This window comes from Micromonospora sp. NPDC051141 (genome assembly GCF_044455765.1).
GTDB lineage: Bacteria > Actinomycetota > Actinomycetes > Mycobacteriales > Micromonosporaceae > Micromonospora.
On record NZ_JBITFD010000011.1, the window covers coordinates 25,564 to 37,539 of the forward strand.

An 11,976-nucleotide genomic window follows, 5' to 3' on the forward strand; every position below is an offset into this window, starting at 1 on the left:
GCGCCAGGCGACAACGGCCGGGGGGACGGGTCCGGACCGGACGAGGGCGCGACCCGGGCCGACACGTACGTCAGGGGTCCGGTCACCCGGGGCGGCGAGCTGGGCGTGGCGGACCGGGGACGACGGCGGTCAGGCCCGCTCGAAGGCGACCTTCCGCTCGGCCGGGTCGGCGACGGTCAGCCGGACCCGGACGCGCTCGCCGAGCGGAAGTTCCCCGGTGCAGCGGGCCCGTACCGGCGGCTCGTCCAGCGCGACCGTGCCGCCCGGCGGGCGGCCGGGCCGGCCGTTGCCCGCCGGTCGCGGCTCGTCCACGTCCAGCACCGCCGCCTCGAACGTCTCCCCCACCCGGGGCGCCAGCAGCACCGCCTCGGTCAGCTCGATCGCGCCGCGGGTGGCGGCGCCGGCCGTCCGGTCGGTCGCCGCCATCACCTCGGGCAGCTTCGGCAGCGCGGCACGGACGTGCGCGGGCACCTCCCGGCCGTCGTGCAGGGCCAGGCAGACCTCCGTGGCGTACCGGTCGGCGAGCCGGCGCAGCGGCGCCGTGACGTGCGCGTACGCGGCGGCCACCCCGCCGTGCTCCGGCTGCTCGGGCACCGCGCCGTCGAAGGCGGTGTACGCGGCCCCGCGCATCAGCTCGGCGGCCTGGTCGACGAACGCGGCGGCCCGGGGCTGCGACGCGTCCAGCCCGGCGAGCACCCGACCGACCGACGTGCCGTCCGGCCAGGGCACGCCGAGCGGGCCGGCGGCCAGCCGCAGCCGGTCGACCGCCTCCGACCGGGGGCGGGGCATGGTCCGCAGCAGCCCGATCCGGCCGGCGAGCATGATGTCGGCGGCGGCCATGCCGGTCAGCAGCGAGATCTGGGCGTTGTGCTCCTCCATCGGGCCGGGGCCGCGCAGCACCAGCCGCCACCCGTCGCCGTCGGGCTCGACGTCCTGCTCCGGCAGCGGCAGGTTGATCGCGCCGCGGCGCAGCCCGCGCTCGGTGAGCAGCGCGCCGATCTCGGGCAGCAGCGCGATCGGCTCGGGCAGCTGGCCGGCGTCGGCGTCGCGCTGCACGCCGCCGTAGTCGAGTTTGGCGCGGCTGCGGACCCGGGCCCGTTCGAGCGTGACCGCGACGGTGCCGCCGTCGGCGTCGAGGTCGATGGTCCAGAGCACGGCGGCCCGGTCGACGTCGGGCAGCAGGCTGGCCGCGCCCTCGCTGAGCGTGTGCGGGTGCAACGGCACGTTGCCGTCCGGCAGGTAGACGGTCTGGCCGCGACGCCAGGTCTCCGCCTCCAGCTCACCGCCGGGGCGGACGTGGGTGAGGACGTCGGCTATCGCGTACCGGACGCGGTAGCCGCCGCCGGTGCGGCGGGTGAGGTGCATGGCCTGGTCGAGGTCGCGCGAGGTCGCCGGGTCGACGGTGACGAACGGGACGTCGGTCCGGTCGGCGACGGCCGGCAGCGGCGCGGCGGCGGCGGCGTCGGCTTCGCGCTGCGCCGCGGGCGGGAAGCTCTCGGGCAGTCCCAGCTCGCGGCGCAGCGCGCCGAAGTCGATGCGGGGCGCCAGTACGCGTCGGATGACCACGCGGTCAATCCTGACAGCGCCCCGCCCGTTCCGCTCACCGGGCCGGCGGGCGGCCCCTCCCCGCCGGCGGCGGCAGCCGTCAGGCGGAGGCCCGGCGGGCCGGCGCCTTCCGGGCCGTGGTCTTGCGCGCGGTGGTGGTCTTGCGGGCCGGCGCCTTCTTGGCCGCCGTGGTCTTCTTCGCGGCGGTGGTGGTCTTGCGCGCGGTGGTGGTCTTGCGCGCGGGCGCCTTCTTGGCCGCCGCCTTCCGGGCCGCCGGCCGGGTGGAGGCGGTGGTCTTCTTCGCCGCCGTCTTCTTCGCGGCCGTGGTCTTGCTGGCGGTGGTCTTCTTGGCCGCCGTGGTGACCTTCCGGGCTCCGGTCGTCTTCTTCGCCGCCGTGGTCTTCTTCGCCGCGCTGGTCTTCTTCGCTGCGGTGGTCTTCTTCGCCACGGCGGTGGTGGTGGTCTTCCTGGCCGGCGCCTTCTTCGCGGCGGTGGTCTTCTTCGCCGCTGCCGTCGTGGTCTTCTTCGCGGGGGCCTTCTTCGCCGCCGTCTTCTTCGCGGTGGCCTTCCTGGCGGGCGCGCTCTTGGCGGTGGTCCTGGTGGCCGGCGCCTTGCGCGCCGCCGACACGACCTTCTTGGCCGCCGCCTTCTTCGCGACCGCCTTCCTGGCCGGGGTCCGTCCGGCGCCGGCGCCCGAGGCGTTCGGCGACGCCTTGGTGACCGTCGTCGTCCTGCCCGCGGTGGTCCTCTTCGCGGTCGTCCGTTTCGCGGCCGGGCGGGTGGTGGCCTGCTGTGCTACGGCCATCTCGGTTCCCTTTCCTGGGGACGTGCTCTCGCCCTCGCGGAGCACGGATCACCTCGACGCGGTCCGTCCCGCGCCGTCTAGCGGCCCTCCCCGGCCCAACGGGCGTCCTCGGCGTCCCACGCGTCGTTCCGCTCCCGCACCTGTTGCAGGGCGTTCTCCGCGTCGGCGGCTGAGGCGTACGGTCCGAGAACGTGCTTCGCGGGGCACACGTCGGCATCGGTCTCGACCCGGTGGTGTCGCGTGCACCAGTAGTAGTGCCCACCACTTCCGTCGTCGCTCATGCGATCACTGTGCACCGGGAACCGCCCGGCCGCCACCGGAACGCCACAAATAGTCGTTGCCTTCTCCACATTAGACCTGATCGGGGCCGTTTCGAGGGGGAACGGCGGAAGACCTCCGCCGGATCCCACCCGGGCGTCAGACGGGTGCCGCGACGGGCTGCGGACCGGGTGCCGGAGCCCGGGGCGGCCGGGCCGCCGCGACCGCGTACGCCACCGCGTAGGGCGTGCAGGCCAGGTAGAACATGGGCTCGACCACGACCCGGTCGGTGATGAGGAACCGTTCCCACGCCGTCGGGCGGGGCAGCCCGAACGACGAGTCGGTCCAGCAGGTGAACAGCCAGAGCGGCGCGGACACCCGGTCCACCGCGTCCGGCGGCAGGTCGGCCACGGCGGGTGCGGTCGCCGGGATCGCGGCGACCACCGTGAGGGCCACCGCCGCGTCGGCCGCGACCAGCGCGCCCAGGACCCCGACCAGCCAGGCCGTCCGCGTCCGTCCCCGCCGGGCCAGCGCCCCGGCGGCCCAGACCGCCGGTACCAGCAGCGCCAGCCAGAGCAGCACGCCGGGCACCATCGCGGCCACGCCGCGCTCGCCCCGGCCGGCGAACAGGCCGAGCACCACCGCCGCCGTCGCGGCGATCGGCAGCACCACGCCGAGCGCCGTGGGCAGCGCCCCGACGCGTACGGTCCGCCGCGCGCACCGGACGACGGCGACCGCGAGCAGCACGCCCAGCAGCGCGGTGCCGCCGGCCCAGAGCGGGAGCAGCGCCGCGGTGGCCCAGCTCAGCCGGAACGCCAGCCACTCGTCGGTCAGGTTCGTCGTGGTCGCGGCGAGCACGAGCGCGGCGAGGCCGGCCGGCGGCGCGAACAGCAACACCCCGGCGGTACGCCACACGCGCCCGCGCGGCACGGCCCGGTCGACGGGCGACGTGGCCGCCCGGCTGGTCGCCAGGCTGGCGGCGAAGCGGAGCATCGCCAGCCGCCGCCCCGACCGGGCCAGCTCGTGCAGCTCGGCGGCCCACTCCCGGCCCAGTTCGGCCCGCGATGCCGCCGGCCAGCGGCGTACCGCCGTGCGCAGCAGGAGCGCGGCCAGCCGCCGGGTCACCACGCCGGAGCCCCGGCCGGCCCGACGTCGCCGGCGCGCGGACGTGGCCCGGATGCGGGCGCGCGCAGTTCGGCCAGGGCCAGCCGGGCCGCGCGGATCCCGTCGCCGGTGAGGCGGTAGTAGCGGCGGGCGGGCCGCCCGGCCGCGACCGGGTCGACGTCCTCCCAGTCGGCGGCGAGCCAGCCGGCCGCCCGGAGGCGGTGCAGCACCGGGTAGAGCGTGCCGCTGGGCAGGCCGGTGAGGCGCATCAGGTCGAGGCCGTAGCGCGGCTCGTCGGGCGCGGTGAGCAACACCGAGACCACCTTCACCACGGGAATGGTCAGTCGCACCGCCGTACTGTATCGGTTTACTACATAGGGTGGTGACGCCCGCGCCGGACGGCGCTTAGCAGGTGGGTCCACGATCGACCATCGGCCGGCGAGTCCCATATACGGGACCAGGGGCCGGCCGGGGCGGACCGGACAGGTGGATCACCGGCCGCTCAGGTGCAGGCCGGACCTCCTTGTGGAAGCCTTCGACGAAGCATATTCACGGGAGGCGCCGGCTGTCAGCCCGCACGACACCCCGAGCGGAGACCGGCCCACCCGGCCAACACCCTGGGGAGAACACCGTGGGCAACCTCGACGTCGCGTTGAAGAACGCGATGAGCATCGACGGCGCGATCGGAGCCGCGCTCGTCGACTACACAAGCGGCATGACACTCGGCGTGGCCGGCGGCACCGGTGAGATCGACCTGACGGTCGCCGCCGCCGGCAACACCGACGTGGTCCGCGCCAAGCTGCGCACCATCGAGATGTTGAAGCTCGACGACGAGATCGAGGACATCCTCATCACGCTCGGCAGCCAGTACCACCTCATCCGGCCGCTGAGCAACCGCACCGGCAAGGGCCTGTTCCTGTACCTCATGGTGAGCAAGAGCCGGGCCAACCTGGCGATGGCCCGGCACCAGCTGCGCGCGATCGAGGAGAGCCTGGAACTGTGAGCCGGGTGGACGATCTCCCCCGCCGTACGCCGGCCGCGGCCGGCACGCTGCCACCGGCGCGGAGGTTGCCGCCGTCGCTGGCGGGCAACCCGACGCTGCCGTACCCGGCCATCGGCCAGCAACTGTCCGAACTGCGGCTCCAGATCCCCGGTGTGCACGGCTGCGTCCTCGGCGGCGTCGACGGCCTGCTGATCACGCACAACCTGCAGAACGAGGCCAACCCGGACGACCTGGCGGCGCTCGCCGCGACCATGTTCGGGCTGGGCCGGCAGGTCGGCTTCCGGCTGGGCCAAGGCGAATTCCAGCAGTCCACCGTGCGCAACGAGAACGGCTACCTCAGCGTGTACGCGGTCAGCCGGCAGGCGTTGCTCGCCGTGGTCGGCACGGACAGCATCAACGTGGCGCGCCTGCACCTGCACGCCCCGACCACCGCGGCCCGGCTCGCCGACCTGCTCGACGGCGTCACCCCGGCCACGCCCTGACCCGAGCCGGTCGCGGCGCTCCGCAAGGGCTGCCGCGACCGGTTCCCGGTCGTGGTCGCCGCCGGGCGCGAGCACGAACGTCTCGATGGTGAACCGTCCGATCACCGTGATCCTGGCGACGCCACGGCGAGGAGCCGCTCAGCCGGCGAACCGCCCGGACCACGAGACCACGTCGGCGACGGTGGCGTTGCCGCCGCAGAGCACCAGCCCCAGCCGGGCGTCCCCACCCACCCGCTCGCGGACCAGGCGGGCCGCCGGCAGCAGGCATCCGGCGGCCGGCTCGGCCCAGACCTTGGCGTGCTCGGCCAACTCCACCGTGCCGCGCACCGCCTCCGCGTCGGAGACCACGAGCACGTCGGTGACCAGCGCCGTCACGTGGTCGTAGGTGAGCTGCGAGACGGTCGGCGCGCTGAGCGTGGTGACGATCGACGACAGCGGCACCTCGACCGGTCCGCCCTTGGCGAGGGCCTGCGACATGGCCTGCGCGCCCTCGGTCTCCACGCCCCAGACGCGTACCCCCGGCCGGCGGGCCCGCAGCGCCGCGGCCACCCCGGAGATCAGCGCCCCGCCGCCGACGCTGACCAGCACGTCGGTCAGCTCGCCGGCGTCGTCGGCGAACTCCAGCCCGACGGTGCCCTGCCCGGCGAGCACCACTGGGTCGTCGAACGGGTGCAGCAGCGTGCGACCGTCCTCCCGCAACCGGGACATGAGCGCGAACGCGGCGGCCATGTCGTCGGTCAGGCGGACGTCCGCGCCGGCCGCGCGGGAGACCTCGACGGCCCGCGCCGGCGCGGTCCGTGGCATCACCACGGTCGCCGCCACGCCCAGCGCCCCGGCCATCACCGCCACCGCGATGCCGTGGTTGCCGCCACTGACCGCCACCACGCCGGCCGCCCGCTCGGCGTCGTCCAGCGCGAGCAGCTTCGCCGCCGCGCCCCGGGCCTTGAACGACCCGGTACGTTGCAGCAGCTCCAACTTGGCGGTGACCGGCACGCCGAGCAGCTCGGACAGGCCGGGGCTGGGCACGGTGGGCGTGTGGACCACGTGACCGGCGATCCGGTCCGCGGCGGCCTCGATGTCCGCAAGCTCGATCATCACCGCAGCGTGCCACAACCCGCGAACCACAACGGTCGAGGGATCGCTGCCTGGGTCGACGCGGCATCCCGGGTTCCGCGCCGGGTGACCCGCCCGACGCGATCCGAGGCCGGTCGGTCGCCCATGGGCCGCGCCAATGACCCGGGCTGCGCCTGCCGAATGTGGTGGTCCGGGAGAAGGCCCGGCCGGTACTGTCCGGACTCATCATCAACCCGGGCGGCGAGGTGGACATGAGCAGCGGCGGCGGTACGACGGTGCTGTGGCGCCCGACCGGGCCGGCGGAGCTGGATCTCGTCCGCGAGTCCGGCTGGCGGGCGTGGCCGCCGCGCCTGCCGGACCAGCCGATCTTCTATCCGGTCCTGAACGAGGACTACGCGGTCAGGATCGCCCGGGACTGGAACGTGCCCGCCTCCGGCGTCGGCTACGTGACCCGTTTCCACGTGGAGTCGGAGTTCCTGAAGCGTTACCCGGTGCGCCAGGCCGGCGGGCAGACCATCCTGGAGCTGTGGGTGCCCGCCGAGGAGCTTGCCGAGTTCAACGCGCACATCGTGGGTCCGATCGAGGTCGTGCACGAGTTCCGGTAGCCGTCGAGGCAGAGAAACGGAGGTCAGCGTCTCTGCTGCCCGACCGTCATGACTGCCGGGGCGACCCTTCGTTGCACGACCAGTCCGGCAGGCCGCACGAAGATGGATCGTCGCGCCACCGCGTCGCCCGTGGCACTGAGCTGGTATCCGTCAAGCCACACCCAGCCGTCGTAGGTCGTCCAGTCGAGTTGACGGATCACTCGGAACAGGATCGGGCTGACGAACTGCGGGCTGGCCGCCCGAGTCACCGTGATCAGATCTCCTGCCCTCACCCCAGCCACCCGAAGAACCTGTGGCGGAGGCTGCTGGGGGCAGCTGGGGCCAGATCCTGACTCGCGCTCAGGTAGCACGAGGCCATGTACAGCCTCAGCGACGCCGGGGATCGGCAGTACTCGGTCTGCAACTCGCGTCGGCGGGTGGCACAGGGCCAGGGTCTGCCGCAGGCTTCACAGATCCAGGTCGGCAGAACCGGCCCGTGAGTGGTCACCGACCCTCCTCCGGCCAGTGCCCACGATTGATCGGGACCCGGTGTTCAGCCCGGCACGGCAGCTCCGCGCCGCAGCGGCAGATCCGCCGCCACCTGCCCCAGGACCAGATCGGTCGATGCCGCCCGGCGAGGGTTAGAGCGGTAGACAGCAGGTATTCGTCGTAGAGGACCATGGCACCTCACAACCTACGTTACTAGGTATACCGGGTGTACTGACGATACCCCGTGTCGTCCGCCGTGGTGCCTTACGTGTTCCCTTGCGTGGGGAGGCATCGGATGGCTGAGCCGCTGTATCAACAGATCGCCGACGACATCACACGGCAGATCGAGTCCGGCGTGTTGAAGCCCGGCGACCGACTGCCCAGCACCCGCCAACTGTGCGACATCTACGAGGTCAGCGAGACGGTGATCCGCTTCGTCATGATCCAGCTCAAGGCGCGGAACCTCGTGTACGGCCAGCCGGGCCGAGGCGTCTACGTCAATCCCCCGGCCAAGTAGGTTCACCGGCGCGATGGTGGGCGACGGACGAGTCGACCTGTACGCCGGATTCTGTGCCCGGCACGCCCGTAGGCGCGCCGGCGGCGGCCATCCATCTAGGCCTGCCGTCGCCGGCAGGCTCCAGCGGCCTACCCGCAGACATCGGGCGGGCAGCCCTCAAGCGTCTGCGCGGGTCGTCATCTTGCGGTGACGGCCCTTTCTTGGCCTTGCTCCGGGTGGGGTTTACCGAGCCACCCCGGTCACCCGGGGTGCTGGTGGGCTCTTACCCCACCGTTTCACCCTTACCGTCCCGTGACGGGCCGGCGGTCTGTTTTCTGTGGCACTGTCCCGCGGGTCACCCCGGGTTGCCGTTAGCAACCACCCTGCCCTGTGGAGTCCGGACGTTCCTCGGCGGCGGGCCAAGGCCCGCCGACGCGACCGCCCGGTCGACTCGTCCGTCGCGCCCCCATCCTAACGACGCGCCCGCCGCGCCCATTTCCGCCCCGACGCCTCCCGGGGCGTCACCCGCCCTCGGCGAGGATGACCTGTTCCAGCAGTGCGAGCGGGGTCCGCCACTGCTCGGGGTCGTCGTAGTTGCCGGCGGTGACGGCCACGCTGAGATCCAGGTCGGGCAGGACGTAGAGGCGCTGACCGCCGTTGCCCATCGCCGCCACCAGCTCGTGGCCCGCGACGGAGTCGAGGTACCAGTGGTAGCCGTACCGCGCGCCCCATTCGGTCTCAAGGCGCGGCTGGAGCATCGTGCGGAGCCAGTCGGCCGGGACGAGGGGGCGACCGTGCCACACTCCCTCGCGCAGCACCAGCTCGCCCAGCCGGGCCAGGTCGCGAGGTGCGAGCCGCAGCCCGGACGCGGCGGAGGCCACCCCGTCCGGGCCGGCCAGCCACTCGTGGCGGCTGATGCCCAGCGGACCGAAGAGCGTCGCCCGCGCGTACTCCGGAAGTGTCTGCCCGGTGCCGTCGGCGATCAGCCGGCCGAGCAGGGCGGTGGCGCCGCCGCAGTAGGCCCATCGGGTGCCGGGCGGCTCGACCACACGCCGCTCCAGGATGTAGCGATACCGGTCCGGGGCCAGCTCCATCGCGATCTCGGCGTTGGCCGGGCTGTCGTACGGAAGGTCCTCGCGCCATTCCAGCCCGAGCGACATGGTCAGCGCGTGCGCGACGGTGAGCCGGGCACGCGCGGGATCGGTCGCCAGGTCGGGACAGCCCGGGAGGTGCGGCAGCAGCGGCTCGGCCGGCGCCGGGACCAGCCCGTCGCCCAGCGCGATGCCGTACAGCAGTGCGGTCACGCTCTTGGTGACCGAACGGAGGTCGTGCAGCGTCCCGGGCCCGAACTCCACGACACCCAGCGAACGCTCCCAGGTGAAGTCCTCGCCGACGCCGTAGTGTGCCAACGCGATGTCGTCGCCGCGTATCGCCACCACGGCGTGCAGGCCGTCGAGTTGGCGGGCGCGCAGCGCGTGGTCCAGTCTGTCCCGCATCGATGCCTCCCCCGGCCCCGTCACGCCTGGTTATACCGGAATCCGGGCCGCACAGTGGTCCCCCCGACTCGTACCCGGACAGCCGGACCGGGGCGTACTAGCCTCGGGGATCATGGACCTCTCCGACGTCGCGCTGCTGCTGGTCGCCGGTCTGGCCGCGGGCACGGTGAACGCGGTCGCCGGCGGCGGCTCGCTGATCACGTTCCCGGCGCTGATCGCGACCGGGCTGCCGCCGGTGGCGGCCAACGTGTCGAACTCGGTGGCGGTCTTTCCGGGGTACGCGGCGAGCGTGGCGGGCAGCCGGGCGGATCTGCCGCGCGGTCGGGCGTTGTGGTCGTTGCTGCCCACCGCGGCGGTCGGCACGGCGTTGGGCTGCGTGCTGCTGCTGGCCACACCGGCGCGTGCGTTCGAGGTGGTGGTGCCGTTCCTGGTGCTCGGCGCGACCGCGATTCTCGCGTTCCAGGATCCGCTGCGCCGGCTGGTGGGCCATCCGTCGCGGTTGAGCCCGCGCCGCCGTACCGTCACCGTGCAGACCATGGTCCTGGTCGGCACGGTGTACGGCGGCTATTTCGGTGCGGCGCTCGGGGTGATGCTGGTGGCCGGGCTGGCCCTGGTGCTGGACGCCACGCTGGCCCGGGTGACGGCGGTGAAGAACCTGCTCTCGGCCGTGGTGGGGCTGACCACGCTGGTGGTCTTCGCGTTGTTCGGCCCGGTGCAGTGGGTGGCCGTCGCGGTGGTCGCGCCGGCCACCGTCGTCGGGGGGTACGCGGGCGCCCGGCTGGCCCGCCGGCTCCCGGCGGTGGTGTTGAAGACGGTCATCGTGCTGTTCGGCACCACGATCGGCCTCTACCTGCTGTGGCGCGCGCTGACCTGACGATCGGTCAGTACGCCTCCCCGACCGGTTCCTCCGGGGCGTGTTCGGCGGCGCGGGCGGCCCGGTTCCAGATCACCCGTTCGCCGTAGCCGGCGGCCATCAGGTGACCGAACGCGAGGTAGACCAGCACGCCGACGGCGAGCACCCCGAAGCCGACCCAGAACGGCAGCGCCAGGCCGTGTTCGGCGAGCTTGCCGGAGATGATCGGCGCGGGCGCGGCGGCGCCCCAGCGGACCAGGTTGAACGCGCCGGTGCCGACGCGCCGGTCGGCGGAGCCGAGGCCGAGCGCCAGGTCGGTGAGGTTGGCGTTGGCCAGGCCCATGAACAGGCCGGCGACGACAAGCACGACGAGCGACATGGCGGTGCCGGTGGAGGTGGCGAACAGCACCATGCAGACCAGCAGGCCGAGGATGGCCACGCCGACGGTCTGCACCGCGCCGATGCGGTGGGCGAGCCGGTGGCCGATCAGCAGGATGCCGGCGGCCAGGCCGAGGCCCCAGCCGGTGAACGCGAGGCCCAGCGGGATGACGTCGAGGCGCAGGAACAGCGGCGTGTAGCCGAGCACCACGAAGAACACGAAGTTGTACGCGGCGGTGACCACGCAGAGCGTGATGAACGCCGGCCGGCGGTAGGTGGCGAAGATCTGGCCGACGCGTACCGGAGGCTGTTTGGTCGTGGGTTCGCGGAGCTTGCGGGCGGCGACGCCGAGCGCGAGGACCATGAAGACGCCGCAGACGAAGAACGGCAGCCGCCAGCTCACCTCGCCGAGCAGACCGCCGATGAGCGGGCCGACGGCGAAGCCGAGGCCGAGCGCGGTCTCGAAGAGGCCGACCACCCATTCCCGGTCGTTGGCGAGGTTGACCAGCACCACCATGGCGGTGGCGAAGAACATCGCGTTGCCCAGCCCCCAGACGCCGCGCAGCACGGAGAGCTGGACGATGTCGTTGCTGAACGAGGCGAGGATGGCGGCCAGGCCGACCACCGAGACGCCGGTGATGAGCACCGGTTTGAAGCCGAAGCGCCCGCTGGCCAGCGTGGCCGGGATCATGCCGACGGCCATCACCGCGATGTACGCGGTGAAGAGCAGTTCGACCTGCCAGGCGGTGACGCCGATGGCCTCGCCGATGGCGGGCAGGATGGGGTCGACCACCGCGATGCCGGCGATGGCGAGGAACGCCACGAGCGTGGTGGCGTAGATGGCACTGCGGTGGGGTTCGGATCGCCGATCCACTCCGCAACCTCCCAGATAGCTGTATCGTACAGGTAATTTCCTTGTATCATACAGCTATGAGCGACGACGACCACGCGAAGGAAGTCACACTCGGCCGCATCGAGACCGAGGTCGCCCTGCTGATGCGGCTGGGCGAGGCCACCCGGCGCGGCACCGGCACCATGGAGCACCGGCTGCTCGACCGCGCGGCGTACGTGATCCTGCGGCACCTCGACGACGCCGGCCCGCAGAACGTCTCGGCGCTCGCCGCCCGGCTGAACCTGGACGGCTCCACGGTCACCCGGCAGGTCTCCGCGCTCCAGCGCGACGGCCTGATCGCGCGTACCCCCGACCCGGCCGACGGTCGCGGCACGGTGATCACCGCGACGCCGGCCGGGCTCCAGCGGATGGCGGCCGTGCGGGCCGCGCGGACCCGGCTCTACGGCGAGATGCTGTCGGCCTGGTCCGACGACGACCGGGACACGCTCGCGGAGCTGCTGCACCGCCTCAACGAGGCGCTCGACGCACGCAACCGTCGCCGCTGAGGCCCTTGTTA

The 11,976-nt window shown here is 73.2% G+C and carries 15 protein-coding genes and 1 other RNA gene; 6 read left to right on the forward strand and 10 right to left on the reverse strand.

Features of this window, described 5'->3' with window-relative positions; genetic code table 11:
* Positions 1–129: 129 nt before the first annotated feature.
* The 5 genes from ACIA6B_RS20850 to ACIA6B_RS20870 form a co-directional block, all read right to left on the reverse strand.
* On the reverse strand, positions 130–1,566 hold the full coding sequence (locus ACIA6B_RS20850; RefSeq protein WP_396775524.1) for an RNB domain-containing ribonuclease: 1,437 nt from the start codon (positions 1,564–1,566) through the stop codon (positions 130–132).
* Between the two features lie 79 nt (positions 1,567–1,645).
* Positions 1,646–2,350: a histone gene (locus tag ACIA6B_RS20855; protein ID WP_396775526.1), complete on the reverse strand. Its 705-nt coding sequence runs from the start codon at positions 2,348–2,350 to the stop codon at positions 1,646–1,648.
* Positions 2,351–2,427: 77 nt separating this feature from the next.
* Positions 2,428–2,631, reverse strand: coding sequence for a hypothetical protein (locus ACIA6B_RS20860; protein ID WP_107161651.1), 204 nt, complete (start codon positions 2,629–2,631; stop codon positions 2,428–2,430).
* A gap of 136 nt (positions 2,632–2,767) precedes the next feature.
* Positions 2,768–3,736 (reverse strand): hypothetical protein, encoded by a 969-nt coding sequence (locus tag ACIA6B_RS20865; protein WP_396775528.1) that lies wholly within the window; start codon positions 3,734–3,736, stop codon positions 2,768–2,770.
* Complete coding sequence (locus ACIA6B_RS20870) at positions 3,730–4,062, reverse strand: PadR family transcriptional regulator (protein ID WP_396775530.1); 333 nt, start codon at positions 4,060–4,062, stop codon at positions 3,730–3,732. Before ACIA6B_RS20870 ends, ACIA6B_RS20865 begins: the two co-directional genes overlap by 7 nt.
* A gap of 281 nt (positions 4,063–4,343) precedes the next feature.
* Here ACIA6B_RS20870 and ACIA6B_RS20875 point away from each other — a divergent pair, with 281 nt between their 5' ends.
* Positions 4,344–4,715, forward strand: a complete 372-nt coding sequence (locus tag ACIA6B_RS20875; protein WP_107161564.1) for a hypothetical protein — start codon at positions 4,344–4,346, stop codon at positions 4,713–4,715.
* Positions 4,716–4,720: 5 nt separating this feature from the next.
* A complete protein-coding gene (locus ACIA6B_RS20880; RefSeq protein ID WP_396775532.1) occupies positions 4,721–5,197 on the forward strand; it encodes a roadblock/LC7 domain-containing protein in 477 nt (158 codons plus the stop codon).
* 138 nt (positions 5,198–5,335) lie between these two features.
* On the opposite strand, the gene ACIA6B_RS20885 is transcribed toward ACIA6B_RS20880, so the two are convergent.
* Complete coding sequence (locus ACIA6B_RS20885; protein WP_396775534.1) at positions 5,336–6,292, reverse strand: threonine/serine dehydratase; 957 nt, start codon at positions 6,290–6,292, stop codon at positions 5,336–5,338.
* 230 nt (positions 6,293–6,522) lie between these two features.
* On the opposite strand from ACIA6B_RS20885, the gene ACIA6B_RS20890 reads away from it, so the two are divergent.
* On the forward strand, positions 6,523–6,876 hold the full coding sequence (locus tag ACIA6B_RS20890) for a hypothetical protein (protein WP_396775885.1): 354 nt from the start codon (positions 6,523–6,525) through the stop codon (positions 6,874–6,876).
* Positions 6,877–6,899: 23 nt separating this feature from the next.
* On the opposite strand, the gene ACIA6B_RS20895 is transcribed toward ACIA6B_RS20890, so the two are convergent.
* Positions 6,900–7,157 carry a hypothetical protein gene (locus ACIA6B_RS20895; protein WP_396775535.1) on the reverse strand — a complete coding sequence of 86 codons (258 nt, stop codon included), beginning with the start codon at positions 7,155–7,157 and terminating at the stop codon, positions 6,900–6,902.
* Between the two features lie 482 nt (positions 7,158–7,639).
* Between ACIA6B_RS20895 and ACIA6B_RS20900 the strand changes: the two genes are divergently transcribed.
* Complete coding sequence (locus ACIA6B_RS20900) at positions 7,640–7,861, forward strand: winged helix-turn-helix domain-containing protein (RefSeq protein ID WP_396775537.1); 222 nt, start codon at positions 7,640–7,642, stop codon at positions 7,859–7,861.
* A 24-nt stretch (positions 7,862–7,885) separates the two neighbouring features.
* Here ACIA6B_RS20900 and rnpB read toward each other — a convergent pair.
* An RNA gene (rnpB, locus tag ACIA6B_RS20905) (RNase P RNA component class A) lies at positions 7,886–8,294 on the reverse strand.
* 67 nt (positions 8,295–8,361) lie between these two features.
* Positions 8,362–9,336 (reverse strand): serine hydrolase domain-containing protein, encoded by a 975-nt coding sequence (locus ACIA6B_RS20910; protein WP_396775539.1) that lies wholly within the window; start codon positions 9,334–9,336, stop codon positions 8,362–8,364.
* Between the two features lie 112 nt (positions 9,337–9,448).
* Here ACIA6B_RS20910 and ACIA6B_RS20915 point away from each other — a divergent pair, with 112 nt between their 5' ends.
* Positions 9,449–10,210, forward strand: coding sequence for a sulfite exporter TauE/SafE family protein (locus tag ACIA6B_RS20915; RefSeq protein ID WP_396775541.1), 762 nt, complete (start codon positions 9,449–9,451; stop codon positions 10,208–10,210).
* A gap of 7 nt (positions 10,211–10,217) precedes the next feature.
* Here ACIA6B_RS20915 and ACIA6B_RS20920 read toward each other — a convergent pair whose 3' ends face one another.
* Complete coding sequence (locus tag ACIA6B_RS20920) at positions 10,218–11,441, reverse strand: MFS transporter (RefSeq protein WP_396775543.1); 1,224 nt, start codon at positions 11,439–11,441, stop codon at positions 10,218–10,220.
* A gap of 56 nt (positions 11,442–11,497) precedes the next feature.
* On the opposite strand from ACIA6B_RS20920, the gene ACIA6B_RS20925 reads away from it, so the two are divergent.
* On the forward strand, positions 11,498–11,965 hold the full coding sequence (locus tag ACIA6B_RS20925) for a MarR family winged helix-turn-helix transcriptional regulator (protein ID WP_281936906.1): 468 nt from the start codon (positions 11,498–11,500) through the stop codon (positions 11,963–11,965).
* The last annotated feature ends 11 nt before the right edge of the window (positions 11,966–11,976 follow it).

Coding starts and splice junctions, on each gene's coding strand:
- ACIA6B_RS20885 (WP_396775534.1), bottom strand. CDS start 6,292: ATGATCGAGCTTGCGGACATCGAGGCCGCCGCGGACCGGATCGCCGGT.
- ACIA6B_RS20890 (WP_396775885.1), top strand. CDS start 6,523: ATGAGCAGCGGCGGCGGTACGACGGTGCTGTGGCGCCCGACCGGGCCG.
- ACIA6B_RS20910 (WP_396775539.1), bottom strand. CDS start 9,336: ATGCGGGACAGACTGGACCACGCGCTGCGCGCCCGCCAACTCGACGGC.
- ACIA6B_RS20855 (WP_396775526.1), bottom strand. CDS start 2,350: ATGGCCGTAGCACAGCAGGCCACCACCCGCCCGGCCGCGAAACGGACG.
- ACIA6B_RS20925 (WP_281936906.1), top strand. CDS start 11,498: ATGAGCGACGACGACCACGCGAAGGAAGTCACACTCGGCCGCATCGAG.
- ACIA6B_RS20860 (WP_107161651.1), bottom strand. CDS start 2,631: ATGAGCGACGACGGAAGTGGTGGGCACTACTACTGGTGCACGCGACAC.
- ACIA6B_RS20900 (WP_396775537.1), top strand. CDS start 7,640: ATGGCTGAGCCGCTGTATCAACAGATCGCCGACGACATCACACGGCAG.
- ACIA6B_RS20915 (WP_396775541.1), top strand. CDS start 9,449: ATGGACCTCTCCGACGTCGCGCTGCTGCTGGTCGCCGGTCTGGCCGCG.